The sequence below is a fragment of the Hydrogeniiclostridium mannosilyticum genome (assembly GCF_003268275.1).
Classification (GTDB): domain Bacteria; phylum Bacillota; class Clostridia; order Oscillospirales; family Acutalibacteraceae; genus Hydrogeniiclostridium; species Hydrogeniiclostridium mannosilyticum.
In genome coordinates this window covers 87,764-102,239 of the sequence record NZ_QLYR01000005.1, presented here as the reverse complement: position 1 = coordinate 102,239, position 14,476 = coordinate 87,764, and the positions used below count along the sequence as shown (strand labels likewise).

13 protein-coding genes are annotated in these 14,476 nt (G+C 50.1%); 1 reads left to right on the top strand and 12 read right to left on the bottom strand.

Annotation, left to right across the window (positions count from 1 at the left end; all coding sequences use genetic code 11):
• Nucleotides 1-3 precede the first annotated feature (3 nt).
• From DPQ25_RS09015 to yfmF, 6 genes are all read right to left on the bottom strand, one after another.
• Nucleotides 4-822, bottom strand: a complete 819-nt coding sequence (locus DPQ25_RS09015) for a TlyA family RNA methyltransferase (RefSeq protein WP_112332840.1) — start codon at nt 820-822, stop codon at nt 4-6.
• The gene (gene dxs / locus DPQ25_RS09010; RefSeq protein WP_112332928.1) at nt 813-2,675 is read right to left on the bottom strand and encodes a 1-deoxy-D-xylulose-5-phosphate synthase; all 1,863 of its coding nucleotides are present in this window, start codon (nt 2,673-2,675) and stop codon (nt 813-815) included. Before dxs ends, DPQ25_RS09015 begins: the two co-directional genes overlap by 10 nt.
• A 41-nt stretch (nt 2,676-2,716) precedes the next feature.
• The gene (gene folD, locus DPQ25_RS09005; RefSeq protein ID WP_112332839.1) at nt 2,717-3,568 is read right to left on the bottom strand and encodes a bifunctional methylenetetrahydrofolate dehydrogenase/methenyltetrahydrofolate cyclohydrolase FolD; all 852 of its coding nucleotides are present in this window, start codon (nt 3,566-3,568) and stop codon (nt 2,717-2,719) included.
• A gap of 9 nt (nt 3,569-3,577) precedes the next feature.
• Nucleotides 3,578-4,663, bottom strand: a complete 1,086-nt coding sequence (gene lgt / locus DPQ25_RS09000; RefSeq protein WP_242978272.1) for a prolipoprotein diacylglyceryl transferase — start codon at nt 4,661-4,663, stop codon at nt 3,578-3,580.
• A gap of 70 nt (nt 4,664-4,733) precedes the next feature.
• Entirely contained in the window at nt 4,734-6,017 is a 1,284-nt protein-coding gene (yfmH, locus tag DPQ25_RS08995) for an EF-P 5-aminopentanol modification-associated protein YfmH (protein WP_112332837.1), read from the bottom strand.
• A complete protein-coding gene (gene yfmF / locus DPQ25_RS08990) occupies nt 6,014-7,297 on the bottom strand; it encodes an EF-P 5-aminopentanol modification-associated protein YfmF (protein ID WP_242978271.1) in 1,284 nt (427 codons plus the stop codon). The genes yfmH and yfmF overlap by 4 nt, the downstream gene beginning before the upstream one ends.
• Nucleotides 7,298-7,497: 200 nt before the next feature.
• Between yfmF and DPQ25_RS08985 the strand changes: the two genes are divergently transcribed.
• Nucleotides 7,498-8,241 (top strand): alpha/beta hydrolase, encoded by a 744-nt coding sequence (locus tag DPQ25_RS08985; protein WP_242978285.1) that lies wholly within the window; start codon nt 7,498-7,500, stop codon nt 8,239-8,241.
• Between the two features lie 295 nt (nt 8,242-8,536).
• Here the strand turns inward: DPQ25_RS08985 and DPQ25_RS08980 are convergent, their stop codons facing one another.
• From DPQ25_RS08980 to DPQ25_RS08955, 6 genes are read right to left on the bottom strand one after another with little or no spacing between them, the layout of a single operon-like run.
• A complete protein-coding gene (locus tag DPQ25_RS08980) occupies nt 8,537-9,550 on the bottom strand; it encodes an electron transfer flavoprotein subunit alpha/FixB family protein (protein WP_112332835.1) in 1,014 nt (337 codons plus the stop codon).
• A gap of 21 nt (nt 9,551-9,571) precedes the next feature.
• Nucleotides 9,572-10,354 carry an electron transfer flavoprotein subunit beta/FixA family protein gene (locus DPQ25_RS08975; RefSeq protein ID WP_112332834.1) on the bottom strand — a complete coding sequence of 261 codons (783 nt, stop codon included), beginning with the start codon at nt 10,352-10,354 and terminating at the stop codon, nt 9,572-9,574.
• Between the two features lie 38 nt (nt 10,355-10,392).
• Complete coding sequence (locus DPQ25_RS08970; RefSeq protein WP_112332833.1) at nt 10,393-11,532, bottom strand: acyl-CoA dehydrogenase; 1,140 nt, start codon at nt 11,530-11,532, stop codon at nt 10,393-10,395.
• Between the two features lie 50 nt (nt 11,533-11,582).
• Complete coding sequence (locus tag DPQ25_RS08965) at nt 11,583-12,422, bottom strand: 3-hydroxyacyl-CoA dehydrogenase family protein (RefSeq protein WP_112332832.1); 840 nt, start codon at nt 12,420-12,422, stop codon at nt 11,583-11,585.
• A gap of 54 nt (nt 12,423-12,476) precedes the next feature.
• A complete protein-coding gene (locus DPQ25_RS08960) occupies nt 12,477-13,253 on the bottom strand; it encodes an enoyl-CoA hydratase-related protein (protein ID WP_112332831.1) in 777 nt (258 codons plus the stop codon).
• Nucleotides 13,254-13,288: 35 nt separating this feature from the next.
• A complete protein-coding gene (locus DPQ25_RS08955; RefSeq protein WP_112332830.1) occupies nt 13,289-14,473 on the bottom strand; it encodes an acetyl-CoA C-acetyltransferase in 1,185 nt (394 codons plus the stop codon).
• Nucleotides 14,474-14,476: the final 3 nt, after the last annotated feature.

Sequence of the window (14,476 nt, the reverse complement as noted above, 5' to 3'; positions counted from 1 at the left end):
GTTTTAAGCATTTAAGGATCGATGCGCCGCGGCTACTACTTCGGCAGCCTCTATCGAGGCCAGCGCCGGAGCTGTACAAGGCTCCTTTTGTTTTCTCATGTAGAGAAGGTATTCAATATTTCCTTCAGGACCTTTCACTGGGGAATAAGTCAAACCCAGCAAGGTGAAGCCGACGGACTCCGCAAAGGCCAGAATATGCTCTATAACCTCCAGGTGTATCGCGGGATCCCGCACTACCCCCTTTTTACCAACCTTTTCCCTGCCGGCCTCAAACTGCGGCTTAATCAGGCAGACGGCTTCACCGCCTGTTTTCAAAAAGCTCCAGGCAACGGGTAAAACCAATCGAAGCGAAATAAAGGCAACGTCCACACTGAAAAAGTCGACATCCTCCGGCACCTGCTCACGCGTAAGGTAACGAATATTGGTCCGCTCCAAATTCACCACACGCTGGTCCGTGCGTAGCTTCCAGGCGAGCTGCCCGTAACCGACATCAACCGCATACACCCTTGCCGCTCCATTTTTCAGCATACAGTCGGTAAAGCCACCGGTTGATGCACCAATATCCATAGCCGTCCGCCCGTTTAGATCTATTGGGAAGGATTGGAGCGCTTTTTCGAGCTTCAACCCGCCGCGGCTGACATAGGCCAGCGTTTCTCCGCGAACCTCAACAGCGGCATCCTCGGGGAACGAGGTGCCAGGCTTATCACATTTCTGGCGGTCGACATAGACCTTCCCCTCCATAATCACAATCTTTGCCTGTTCGCGGCTGGGAACGAGGCCCCGCTCTACCAGTAGACAATCCAATCGTTTTTTTACTGCCACTTCCCGCACTCCGATTCAATCAAATTTTCCATGCCCGCCGGATCCAACGCCAGCTCCCGCAGGGACTCCTCCATCGATGCATGCTTTACAAACCCGCATATGCCGCGCAGATAACAACAGGGAACATGCGGGCCCTTCTGAAGCGCTGTAATAAAATGCTCACCCACGCCCCCCTGTTCGACGCCTTCTTCAAAAAAGAACAGCTTCTCTGCCCGTGCAGCAAGGGCTAGTGCTTCTTCCGGAATGGGTTTAATGCGGTTTAATTTTATAATACTGACCGCCAGCCCCTTCTCACGCAAAGAAAACAACGCTTGGCAGGCATATGAAAACAGCCTGCCATAAGTCACGATTGTAATCGCTGCATTGGGTAAACCGTAAACATCATAGGGGCGGCCGCTACAGGTAAAATCAAAAGGTTTAAAAAGCTGGCTCCCCCTTGGGTAACGGACCGCCACAATCCCCTCACTGGCGTCAACTGCCAAGGCCAAATCCGCTGAGAGCTCCTCGTAATAGGAGGGTGCGTAAATAGTTGTATTCGGGATGGTATTTAAAAAGGCAACATCAAATACCCCCTGATGCGTCTCGCCGTCGCTCCCGACAACTCCTCCTCGGTCGATCGCCAGGACCATATGGGCATTTTGCAGGGCTGCATCATGAATAAGCTGGTCATAGCTCCTCTGCAAAAAGGTAGAATAAATTGCACACACAGGGATAAGCCCGCTCACGGCCAATCCGCTCGCAAAGGTCACCGCATGTTCCTCAGCAATCCCTACATCAAAAAAGCGATCCGGGTAATGAATAGCGAAATCCGACAAACTTGTTCCAAGCTGCATGGCGGCGGTTATCGCACAAACACGGCGGTCCTTCGCTGCTATGCTACAGAGTGTAGAACCGAAAACCGTAGAAAAATTAGTTTCCTGAAGGGAAGTACTGCCGGTCTTTATGTCAAAGCTAGATATGCCATGAAACCTTCCCGGATTTTCCTCCGCAAAATGATAGCCCTTTCCCTTTGAGGTGACAAGATGGATTAAAACCGGGCGGTCGATATCCTTGGCGTTTGTGAATACGTCCAGCAAATTTTCCAAATCGTGCCCATCAAAGGGGCCAAAATATAAAAAACCCAAATCCTCAAAAATCGTATTATTGTAAATCATATGTTTAAAGGCACTCTTGGCCTTAGAAGCACCGCGGTACAGGTGCTCGCCTACAGCGGGGATTTTCCTTAAAACAGACTCCACGTCCCCTTTTACCTTGCGGTAAGCCGGATTTGTCCGGATTGTTGCCAGATAACGGGCGATAGACCCCACATTTCTGGAAATCGACATCGTATTGTCATTCAAAACAACAATGAGCTTTCCCCTAAAGCGCCCGGCATTATTCAGGCCCTCATAGGCCAGCCCCCCGGTCAAAGCGCCGTCGCCAATGACAGCAACCACATTACCGGCCTCACCCTTCAGCTTTTTAGCCTGGGCAATGCCCAGAGCAGCCGAAATAGAAGTGCTTGCATGACCGGCATTAAAGGCATCGTAGGGGCTCTCCTCCCGATTCGGATAGCCACACAGGCCTCCTTTTTTGCGTATGGTTGCCAGGCGGTCTTGACGCCCGGTTAAAATTTTATGCGTATAGGACTGATGCCCAACGTCCCATACAATCTTATCATCGATAGAGGGAAAAACCCTCCGCAGTGCAACGGTTAGCTCTACCGCCCCCAGGTTGGAGGAAAGATGCCCCCCGTTCGTCGACACTGTTTTGATAATCTGTGAACGGATTTCCCCACACAAGACATTTAATTCATCCAACGAAAGCTTTTGAAGATCGTCGGGTGAATGAATATTATCTAAAATATGTTTCATGTTAAATCCCGGCTTTATTTTCAAGGACAAGTCCTTGGAAATCATTGGTTATTCTGTAATTTAGCAGCAGTCAACGTATTCCGCAGCAGCATTGCAATCGTCATGGGGCCAACGCCGCCGGGTACCGGCGTAATATAACCCGCCAGCTTCTCAACCGCAGCATAATCGACATCCCCGCAGAGCTTCCCCTCACTGTTGCGGTTCATTCCAACATCAATAACCGCAGCCCCGGGCTTTACCATGTCAGCCGTCACAAAACCGGCCTTCCCCACCGCCGAGACCAGGATATCTGCCTGCCTGCAAACAGCCTTCAGGTCCTTTGTGCGGCTATGACAGATGGTGACTGTGCCGTTATGGTGTAACAGGAGCATTGCCATCGGTTTGCCAACGATATTGCTGCGGCCGATGACAACACAATTCTTGCCGGCAATTTCAATCTGCTCCGATTGAAGCAACTCAATAACACCGGCAGGCGTACAGGGAAGAAAATGATAATTGCCGATCATGATTCTACCGACATTATCAGGGTGAAATGCATCGACATCCTTTTCAGGAGCAATCGCCTCCACAACCGCTTCCTCGTCCAGTCCGCGAGGCAGTGGAGACTGGACCAAAATACCATTAATCTCTTTTTTATGATTCAGCTGGTCCACGAGGGCCAGTAGCTCTTCTTGTGTGGTGGTCTCCGGCAGCGCATATTCCTCTGAATAAATTCCAGTATCTGCACAGGCCTTTTTTTTATTATTGACATAAGTACGGGAGGCCGGATCGTTGCCGACAATGACTACTGCCAAACCAGGCTGTACACCCCGCTTAACCAACTCAACCACCTCATCACGAACCTGAGCGCGAACCGCAGCGGATACCTTTTTTCCGTCAATGATTTTTGCCATAATTCCACCTCATTTATTTTCATCCGAGGAAGGCTCTTCAGTGTCTTCCACGGAGCGCTCAGGAGCTTCCACAGCCACAGCGGCCTCTGCGGCGCCGCTTTCTTCCCCCTCTGTTTCTCCGGAATCCGGCACAGCGTGAGAATCTTCTGAAGCTGAAGCCGCATTTTCTTCCTGGGGAGCCTCTTCTGCATCTACCGGCGGTAAATCACCAAAAATCGTGCTGGGGCCATCTTCGGCAGGAATTTCATCGACCAGCTGATTCATGGCCATAACCTTCTTAGAGCCGCATCCGGTCAAGCTGGTCTTCTTATGGAAAACAATCAGGAGCACGACAGCGGCTAAAACCGTCACCGCGGCTACCAGTTGAGAAACACGCAAATTGATAAACGGGGTCAGCAAACTATCCGTACGCAGTCCCTCAATAAAGAAGCGGCCCACGCCGTACCAAATCAAATAAAGCAAAAAGGTTTGCCCATCATAACGGCGTAATTTGCGTGTAAAAAAGTGCAGTAGGATAAAGCCAAGCAAGCACCAAAGGGACTCATACAGGAAACAAGGATGAACCGGGCTGCTGGTGAACTTCTGGGTTGCCTCGCTGGTCATTCCCCACGGCAGATCCGTCGCAGTGCCGAATGCCTCCTGGTTTACAAAATTTCCCCAGCGGCCAATACACTGGCCAATTAAAAAACCAAGCGAAGCAATATCAAGAACCGCGGATACCTTCATCTTACAGATTTTAGCAGTAATGCCGCCAACTAACAGAGCGCCGATAATACCACCATAGATTCCCAGTCCGCCTTCGAAAATATTGAAGATTGCCAAGGGATTATCTCGATACGTAGAACCCGAATAAAAGATAACATAATACAAGCGTGCGCCGACAATGCCGCCAATTAAGCCAAAAATCACACAATTAATCAGCTTATCCTGATTAATACGCATTTTCTTAGCGCTGTATAAAGCATAAATAAAAGCCAGCAAAAAACCGCATGCAATGATTAGGCCGTACCAACGAAGTTCAAAATTGCCGATTTTAAAAACGGTCGGCGACAAATCAAACTCCCAGCCGAACTTAGGAAATTCAACATGATACATAGCGCTCACCCTTTAATTCTTTATTATTTACTATGTAGCCCCATCTTTGATGGAGCTGGGATACTCCTGATTACGCGATAGGATAAACCACGGATAGTGCTGATTGGCTGGCGATAAGCTGTGTTTCTAAGCGCCGCAAAACCTCTTCTGCCGTTGCCTCAGCAAGGGCCTCCAAATAATCGAACAGCTCTCTGTTTGCAAAGGACAGGGCCGCCATGGAATTGGCGATATTATCTACGCTGTTGAGGGCAGCCACGTTATGCCCATAAAGGGATTTCCGGGCCCTTTCAAACGCCAGCGGGTCAATGCCATTTTTACGCAGGGAAGCAACCTCCTGCTTAATTTCCTCCGCAACGCGGTCCGGGTCCTTCGATTCACCTGAGAAAATAACCGCGGCATAGCCGGGACCTTCAAAATATTCATAGCCGAATGAAGCTTCATTAATCAGGCCAGCGTCCAAAAGCCTTCTGAACAGAGGCGAGGACTCCGAGGCTAATACCTCCAGAAGAATCTCTGTTTCAGCAAGTTCCTTTGCGCTTACCCGCTCATTCCCAGTCTTTTCTTTAAAGCCCAGCTCAAAAAGCGGCGAGGCAACCGAAAGCTTTTGCTCTACGCGCGGCTTTACGATCTCCACGGGTTCTTCATCAAAAACCCTGTTGACAGTTTGCTCTTTGCTCGGCTTTAAAAGCCGGTCACACACCTCTAGGACTCGATTTACATCTACATTACCCGCAATACATAGAACCATATTGTGCAGGTTATAGAAAGTATTGTAGCATAAATAAAGATATTCTGGCGTAATTTGAGCAATACTTTCCACTGTGCCGGCAATATCAATTTTGACCGGATGTGTGTGGTACAGGCATTCCAATAAATTGAACATTACACGCCACTGAGGGTCGTCGTCGTACATGCGGATTTCCTGACCGATGATTCCCTGTTCCTTTTGTACGGTTTGCTCAGTAAAAAATGGCGACTGCACAAAATCCAAAAGGATTTCTAAGGATTCGTAGACCTGGTCCGTCGTGGAAAATAAATAGCAGGTATTGTTGAAGGAGGTGTAGGCATTTGCAGCTGCGCCTGTTTTGGCATAGCGCGCAAAGGCATCCCCATCCTCGCTTTCAAAAAGCTTATGCTCCAGGTAATGGGCAATGCCCGCGGGTACCCGATGGACCTCTTGCTCCCCTTTCAGGTGAAAAGCCATGTCCACGGACCCATAACGTGTACCGAACACTGCATAAGTCGAGTTATTATCATTTTTAGGATAGACCAAAATTTTCAGGCCGGAGGGATGCTGTACTTCATAATAGTGGTCCCCTATTCTGGCGCTTTTTACCTCTTTAATTAAATTCATTGCGCGCTCCCCTCCTTGCCAATCAAGCTGTAAACCGTGTCTAGGCTGACCAGTCTGGCAGCCTCTACAATTTCTTCCTTCGTTACCGCGTTAATCTCAGCGGCAGACTCTTCCGGGCTGCGTACCGTGGAGGCAAAGGTCTGGGATAAATACCAGCTCTCCAGGCCGCCTAAAGAATCGGCCAACGTTTTATAACTGTTGCACAGACTTTTCTTAGCCGCAATAATGTCATCTTCCGAGAAATCCCCATCCTTCATTTGCTGCAGCTGCGCAAGAATCTCCTCTTTAGCCCGTTCAATATTTTTCGTCTCCACACCGCTTTGTACCAGCATGATCCCCTTCATGCTGTTGAGCTGTGAGCTGCAATAATAGCAGAGGCTCAGCTTCTCACGGACATTGAGGAATAGCTTCGAATGAGGGGTGCCGCCAAAAATGGTGCACATAAGCTTTGCCGCAGACAACCGGCTGTCCGGAATAGCAATGCCAGTCCGAAAACCCATCACCAGCTTGGACTGGGCAACATCCATTGACTCTACCTCATTTTTGACCGTCCGAGCAGCGGCCACATTTTCGGTGGTACAGTGCCGGACCTCTCCTCTGGCCAAGCCGGCTACCGCCTGGCAAAACAGCTCATAGATCCTCGTTGTATTGCAGTCCCCCATAGCCATGACCTCTATGCGGGCTGTTTCAACAAGCCTTTTCCAGGCAGGCAGCAAATCTTCTCTGGATAACGCCGCAATCTGTTCTTTGGTTCCACAACGACCGACCCCATAGGGCTCTTCCGCGCACATTAATTCTTCACAGCGCTGTTTGGCGTAAATGCGCTTATCATTGTACTCCGCATCCAGCATCTCCAGCGTCTGACGCTGTTCCTGCAAAAAGCTTTCCCGCGGAAACTGTCCGTTCTCTAACAATGGATTAAAAAGGACGCTGCATAAAAGATTGGCCAAAGCCTCCGAAATCTTTTCACCATTTAGTGTGAGACGGTCGGAGAGCCCGGTCGCTGAAATGGAAAGAACCTGTACGTCCCCCAGCTTACTGACATCCGCATTCAGAGAAGCCCCATACAGCTCAGCCAGACGCTGTGCCAGCTTTGTAAAGTCAGGATACTCCCGGCTGGCTCTGGTCAGCAAAAATGCCAGCAGTCCATTGGCTGCCACTTGGTCCTTCTGAACCGGCAACATGAAATGAACGGATAAGCGAAGCGTTTTAAATTTGGAATCTCGAATTCCCTTGAAATTGATGCCGCTGGCAATCATTCGGTTTTCGATTCCGATCATATTTTCATCTCCAAAAAAAGTATTTGAATGCATCATAGTATTGCCATTATATCATATCTGTACTGATATTAAAAGAATTTTTATTCTGAAAGATGTATGAACATACAAAAAATATACCGATTGCAAAACCTTGCCGGGAATAGCCGGCTGTGTTATACTGAAACCAAATTCGTATACTGGAGGGGATTTCATTGCCCGCTATGATGTCCAACCCGCTCTGTCAGCCTTTTGAATTTTGGGGCGACCATGCGCACGGCGTCCTATTCATACATGGATTTACAGCCTCACCGGGCACTCTGTATCCGCTCGGAAAGGATATTTCCGCACGAACGGGTTTTTATGTACGTTCGATTCTTCTCCCCGGCCATGGAACCACGCCTGAAGAAATGCGCAGATATAATGCTGAAGACTGGCTGCGGTGCGCCCAGGCAGCCTTTGACCAAATGCGGCGGGAATGCCGGGTTGTCAGTGTCATAGGCCTGTCTATGGGCGGTACTCTTGCACTTCGCCTGGCTGAGACCAGGCCGGTCAAAAAGATAGTTTGCATTGCTGCAGCGTTGTCTGTTTACAACCGCAAAAGCATTTTCGCAAACTGGCTATGGCCATTTGTGCCGTTTATCGAAAACAAACCGGGTAAAGAAGCGGAGAATTTTCTGGCTGAATATAATGAAACCTATTCCCGCACGCCGGTACGCAGCGTAGGAGAACTTAATAAATTAATGAAAATAACCAGAAGAAGTCTTGCCGGTATTCATTGCCCGATTATGGTCGTTCGGGCTGGTAAGGATGAGACTGTACGGCCCGAAAGCGCAGATTGGATTATGAAAGGCGTTTCGTCTTCCGAACCTTTTTTGCTAGAGCTTCCGCAAAGCCCACATGTCTGCACCTTAGGCCCAGAATGGGAACAGCTTGGCGAGAAAGTTGCAAATTTTTTAAAAGCCTAGCTGCCTGTCTGTAAAATTAATTCTAACGTTTCCTATTGCTCCATCAGGTATAGAGCATCTATTCTATTTTTCCAAAAGAGCTGCCGACGTAGATGGAGCATTCGCCCATTTAACAAATATTTCTGCTAATTTGGCCGCTCGTTTTGCCCGGCACTTAAGGACGGCGCTTCTATGGAATGCCTCCACCGGCATATCTGGTGTTTTCTCTAACCACAAAACCAAAAGAGGAACAGTGGATTTTCCACTGTTCCTCTTTTTATGATATGATGAATGGAGAATCAAATCAAAATCGTACTTAAGCGTTTCTCGCCGCCATTGCAGCCTTTACCTTCTCAGTAAAGAGCGGCAGAATCTTGGTCACATCGCCAACAATGCCATAGTCGGCAACCTCGAAAATCGGGGCTGTCTCGTCCTTGTTAATTGCGATAATGACATCCGAATCCTCCATGCCGGCCAAGTGCTGAATTGCACCGGAAATACCGCAGGCAATATAAAGGTTGGGGCGGACTGTCTTGCCGGTCTGGCCCACCTGAATGTCTTTCTCAGCCCAACCGGCATCGACACAAGCTCTGGAAGCGCTCACTTCACCGCCCAGTGCATCGGCCAGGTCGCGGAGCAGCTGGAAGTTATCCGGGCACCCCATGCCGCGGCCACCGGAAACCAAAATCTTTGCATCCTGAATGTCCATTTTATCAATAACGGATTTTACAACCTCAAGAACTTCTACATTCTGACGGCCCGCAAAATCAACGCTCAAATTCTCAACAACCGCCTTGGCACTCTCATTCGCCTTTGCCTTCTGCATAACCCCCGGACGGACGGTTGCCATCTGCGGACGGTGTTCAGGACAAATAATCGTCGCCATGATGTTGCCGCCAAAAGCAGGACGGGTCATGCGGAATTCCTTGGTATCTTCCGCAATCTCCAGCTTGGTGCAGTCAGCGGTCAGGCCAGTATGTACCCTTGCGGATACTCTAGGAGCCAGGTCACGTCCGATTGCGGTAGCACCGTAGAGAACAATCGCGGGCTTATAATGCTCAATGACCTGCGCCATTGCATGGGTGTAAGGCTCTGTCGTATAAACCTCCAGCGCCTTGTCATCAACGGTAATAATCTTATCAGCGCCGTACTTTGCCAGCTCTTCGCACAAGCCGGAAACCTGATAACCGAGCAACACGGCGGTGACCTCTGTTTCCAACGCCGCAGCAAGCTCTTTACCTTTACCCAGCAATTCAAAGGAAACGCCGGAGACCTTATTGTCTACCTGCTGTACAAATACAAACACGCCTTTATAATCCTGCAAGCTCATTCTTCTCACCACTTTCCAAAACTATATAATAAACTTCTCTTTCAGACGGTCAAGCATGTATTCCGCAGAATCCTCGGCGTCCAGCTGCACAACCGTGCCGGCGGCCTTCAGACTCTTGGTAAAGGTCTGCCAAACTCTTGTGGGAGAACCCTTAAGACCAATGCTTGTATCATCAACGGTGAGATCAGCACGCGTAATGACCTTGACTTCCTTCTCACGGTATGCGTCAAAAATACCGCCCGGCGTCATGTAGCGCGGCTGATTGAGCTCGCTCAATGCAGTAATCAGGCAGGGCATCTGAACCTTAATGGTATGGTAGCGATCCTCATATTGACGCTTAACAACCAAACTATTGCCTTCTACCTTGATTTCTTCAGCATAGCTGACATTCGGAATGCCCAAATGCTCAGCAATCTGCGGGCCAACCTGCGCAGTGTCGCCGTCAATAGCCTGGCGGCCGGTGATAATAAGGTCAAAATCCAGGGTTTTCAGCGCCGCAGCAATGGTGGTGGAGGTTGCCAATGTGTCAGCGCCGCCGAACGCACGGTCCGTCACCAAAATAGCCTCATCAGCACCCATGGCCAGCGCTTCACGCAACGCGGCATCCGCCTGTGGGGGGCCCATGGTCAGAACGGTGACATGCGCGCCTTCGGCATCCTTCAAGCGAAGAGCCGCCTCCAGTCCCGCCTTATCGTCCGGATTGATAATGCTGGGGACGCCTTCTCTAATCAGCGTACCGGTTACAGGGTCCAGTTTTACTTCATTTGTATTCGGTACCTGCTTTATGCAAACTACGATATTCAACGATTGTCACTCCTTTTGGGATTTATAAGCAGCAATTATTATTTCAGGACATTGCCGGAGATCACCATACGCTGTACCTCGCTGGTGCCCTCGTAGATCTCGGTGATCTTCGCATCGCGCATCATACGCTCCACAGGATATTCTCTGGTATAGCCATAACCGCCATGCAGCTGTACCGCCTTTGTGGTTACTTCCATTGCAACTTCGGCAGCCATCAGCTTCGCCATAGCAGCCTCAACAGAGAAGACCTTCTGTGTATCCTTAGCAATTGCAGCACGGTAAACCAAAAGCTTCGCCGCCTCAATCTTCGTTTTCATATCGGCCAGCTGGAACTGGGTATTCTGGAATTTTGCCAGCGGACGTCCAAACTGCTTTCTTTCCTTGACATATTTGACCGTTTCCTCGAAAGCGCCCTCAGCAATACCCAGTGCCTGCGCCGCAATACCGATACGGCCGCCGTCCAGCGTCTGCATTGCAATGCGGAAACCCTGGCCCTCTTTTCCCAAAAGGTTCTCTTTGGGAACAATGCAGTTTTCAAAAATCAGCTCCGTGGTAGAGGAACCGCGAATGCCCATCTTCTTTTCCTTGGTACCGATGGAGAAGCCGGGGAAATCCTTCTCAACAATAAATGCGCTGATTCCCTTGGTACCCTTGCTCTTATCAGTCATCGCAAAAATAATGTAAATATCTGCTTTACCGCCGTTGGTGATGAAGATTTTGCTGCCATTGAGGACATAATGATCCCCCTCCAGAACAGCCTTTGTCTGCTGACCGGAGGCATCCGTACCGGCGCCGGGCTCTGTCAGGCCAAAGGCGCCAAGCTTCTCGCCTTTGGCCAACGGCTCCAGATATTTCTTAATCTGATCCGGAGTACCGAACTTTTTGATCGGATCCGTTCCCAGGGACGTATGAGCGGATACGATAACGCCCGTTGTAGCGCAAACCTTTGAAAGCTCTTCTACACAAAGCACATAGGTCAGTGTGTCGCAGCCCTGTCCGCCATGTTCCTTGGGCTGTGGAATCCCCAGGAAGCCCAGCTTGCGCATCTTTTCAACTGTTTCGGCCGGGAAACGCTCCGTCTCGTCCACCTCTTGAGCAAGCGGCTTCACTTCATTCTCGGCAAAATCTCTGAACAGGGTCCGAGCCATCTCCTGCTCTTTTGTAAGTACGAAATCCATACTTAATTTTCCTCCAAACTCTATATTCGCGCCTGTGCGTAAAATCCGGATTATTTGCTGTAGTCGTAGAAACCCTTACCGGTCTTCTGGCCGAGCTTACCAGCACGTACCATCTTCTTCAGCAGCGGATGCGGACGGTATTTCGGGTCGCCGGTTTCAGACATCAGAACCTCCATGATCGCCAAGCATACATCCAGGCCAATCAGATCGCCCAAGGCCAGCGGGCCCATTGGATGGTTGGCGCCGAGCTTCATTGCAGTGTCAATGCCTTCCACAGACGCAACACCGTCGGCATAGATGCCGATGGCCTCATTAATCATCGGAATCAAAATACGGTTTACAACAAATCCGGCAGCCTCGTTCACCTGAACGGGGGTCTTACCGATTTGCTCAGAAATTTCAACGATCTTCTGAACGGTCTCCGGGCAGGTTGTCTCACCGGCAATAACCTCAATCAGCTTCATGACCGGAGCAGGATTGAAGAAATGCATGCCGACAACGGCACGATCCAAGCCATTGGAAATTTCGGTAATGGAGAGCGAGGAGGTGTTGGTGGCAAAGATGCAATCAGGCTTGCAGATTTCCTGCAGCTGTTTAAAGATCTCCTTCTTCAACTCCATCTTTTCAAGAGCCGCTTCCACAACCAAGTCACAGTCGGCAACAATTTCATTGGTGCCGGTGGTAATCTTGTTCAGGATAGCATCGGCTGCGGCCTGCTCCATCTTCCCCTTGGCAACTCTCTTCTCAAGGCCCTTGGCAATCTTCGCCTTACCGTTAGCCGCCCATTCTGCTTTAATATCGCAAAGCCTTACTTCAAAGCCCTCTGCCTGTGCAAAGGCCTGAGCAATGCCGTGACCCATTGTTCCCGCGCCAATAATACCAACCTTCATGGATATTTCCTCCTAATTTTTATATCGTTCTAATTCGTAGCTTACAACTCAAATTTATCTGTTTACAAACGGAGCAGGTTTCTCTTTTGCCAGAAAAGCCTTCATGCCATTGATCTGGTCCTCCGTCTCAAAGCAGCTGCCGAACAGCTTTTCTTCTATGACAAGCGCTTCGTCCATGGAAGCCTCGAGTCCGTCGTTAACCGCCTTTTTGCATGCGCGGACGGCAATCGGTGCGTTGCGGGCAATTTTCCCGGCCAGCTTCTCAGCAGCCGGAAGCAGCTCTTCACTGGAGTAGACCGCATTAACAAGCCCCAAGGCCAGCGCTTCATCGGCCTTGATTTTTGTGCCGGCATAAATCATTTCCTTTGCCTTACCGACCGGAATCAGCCGGGCCAAACGCTGTGTACCGCCGAAACCAGGGGTAATGCCCAGGCCTGTTTCCGGCTGGCCGAAAACGGCATTCTCGGCGGCTAAACGGATGTCACAGCTCATGGAAAGCTCACAGCCTCCACCCAAAGCAAAACCGTTGACCGCCGCAATGACAGGAATCGGCAGCGTTTCAATCTTACGGAAAACATCGTTTCCTTTTTTGCCGAAAGCCTCGCCGTCAGCTTTGGACAGCGTGCTCATCTCGCCGATATCCGCGCCGGCAACAAAGGATTTTTGACCGGCGCCCGTAATAATCAGGCAGCGAACGGTCTCTAAATCAATGGCATCGATTGTGCTTTCCATCTCGGTAAGCACCTCGGAGTTCAGCGCGTTTAATGCCTTTTCACGGCTGATAGTCAGCACGGCAACAGCGTCTTTTTGCTCATATTGAATAAAGTTCATGGCAAATCCTCCCTTTGCTTTAACATCAGGGCAAATTAATATTTCTCGACAATTGTGGTAACGCCCATACCGCCGCCAACGCACAGTGTGGCCAGGCCGACCTTGGCATCCTCTCTCTTCTGCATTTCATGAAGCAGGGTCACCAGGATACGGCAGCCGGAAGCGCCAACCGGATGACCGATTGCAATAGCGCCGCCGTTTACATTGACTTTGTTCATGTCGAAATTGAGCTCTTTGGCAACTGCTAAAGACTGCGCGGCAAAAGCCTCGTTAGCCTCGACTAGATCAACATCCTCCATTTTCATGCCGGCCTTTTCAAGCGCCTTTCTGGTGCTGAAAGCAGGGCCGACACCCATGATGGACGGGTCGAGCCCAGCGGAAGCACCGACTACAAACTTAGCCATCGGCTTTACGCCCAGCTCTTTCGCTTTTTCCTCGCTCATAACAACAATCGCTGCAGCGCCGTCATTGATGCCAGAAGCATTTGCTGCGGTGACCGTTCCGTCTGCCTTGAATGCCGGGCGAAGCTTACTGATGCCCTCGGCGGTAACTCCAGCGCGGGGGCCTTCGTCCTTATCAAACATCACGGTTTCCTTCTTAACCTTAACCGGTACCGGTACAATTTCATCGCTAAAGCGGCCCTCCGCCCAAGCCTTTTCACATTTTTGCTGGCTGGAGGCGGCAAACTCATCCTGCATTTCACGGGTGAGGCCATACTTTTCGGCAACATTTTCTGCCGTAATACCCATATGATAATCGTTGAAGGCATCCCACAAAGCGTCGTGAACCATGGTGTCAACCAGCTTACCATCATTCATACGGTAGCCATAGCGGGCATTGTTCAGCGCATACGGAGCCATGGACATATTCTCCATACCGCCCGCAACAACAACATCGGCCTCGCCGGCAGCGATCATAGCGGCAGCCATATTGATACACTTTAAACCGGAGCCGCAGACATTATTGACAGTCAATGCCGGAACCTCAACCGGAATACCAGCCTTAACCGCAGCCTGACGGGCAACATTCTGCCCTAGGCCTGCCTGAATAACACAGCCCATGAAAACCTCGTCAACCTGGTCAGGTGCTACATTAGCGCGGTTCAGAGCTTCCTTTATTACAATGGAACCCAGGGTCACCGCAGGAGTGTTGGCAAGCGCACCACCCATTTTACCAACGGCTGTACGGACTGCACCTGCAAGAACGATTGTTTTTGACATGAC

Bases quoted from the DNA above. Each gene is read 5' to 3' on its own strand.
- DPQ25_RS08980 (WP_112332835.1), bottom strand. From the start codon at position 9,550: ATGAGCTTGCAGGATTATAAAGGCGTGTTTGTATTTGTACAGCAGGTA.
- DPQ25_RS08970 (WP_112332833.1), bottom strand. From the start codon at position 11,532: ATGGATTTCGTACTTACAAAAGAGCAGGAGATGGCTCGGACCCTGTTC.
- lgt (WP_242978272.1), bottom strand. From the start codon at position 4,663: ATGTATCATGTTGAATTTCCTAAGTTCGGCTGGGAGTTTGATTTGTCG.
- DPQ25_RS08985 (WP_242978285.1), top strand. From the start codon at position 7,498: ATGATGTCCAACCCGCTCTGTCAGCCTTTTGAATTTTGGGGCGACCAT.
- DPQ25_RS08955 (WP_112332830.1), bottom strand. From the start codon at position 14,473: ATGTCAAAAACAATCGTTCTTGCAGGTGCAGTCCGTACAGCCGTTGGT.
- yfmH (WP_112332837.1), bottom strand. From the start codon at position 6,017: ATGAATTTAATTAAAGAGGTAAAAAGCGCCAGAATAGGGGACCACTAT.
- folD (WP_112332839.1), bottom strand. From the start codon at position 3,568: ATGGCAAAAATCATTGACGGAAAAAAGGTATCCGCTGCGGTTCGCGCT.
- dxs (WP_112332928.1), bottom strand. From the start codon at position 2,675: ATGAAACATATTTTAGATAATATTCATTCACCCGACGATCTTCAAAAG.
- DPQ25_RS08960 (WP_112332831.1), bottom strand. From the start codon at position 13,253: ATGAACTTTATTCAATATGAGCAAAAAGACGCTGTTGCCGTGCTGACT.
- DPQ25_RS08965 (WP_112332832.1), bottom strand. From the start codon at position 12,422: ATGAAGGTTGGTATTATTGGCGCGGGAACAATGGGTCACGGCATTGCT.
- yfmF (WP_242978271.1), bottom strand. From the start codon at position 7,297: ATGATCGGAATCGAAAACCGAATGATTGCCAGCGGCATCAATTTCAAG.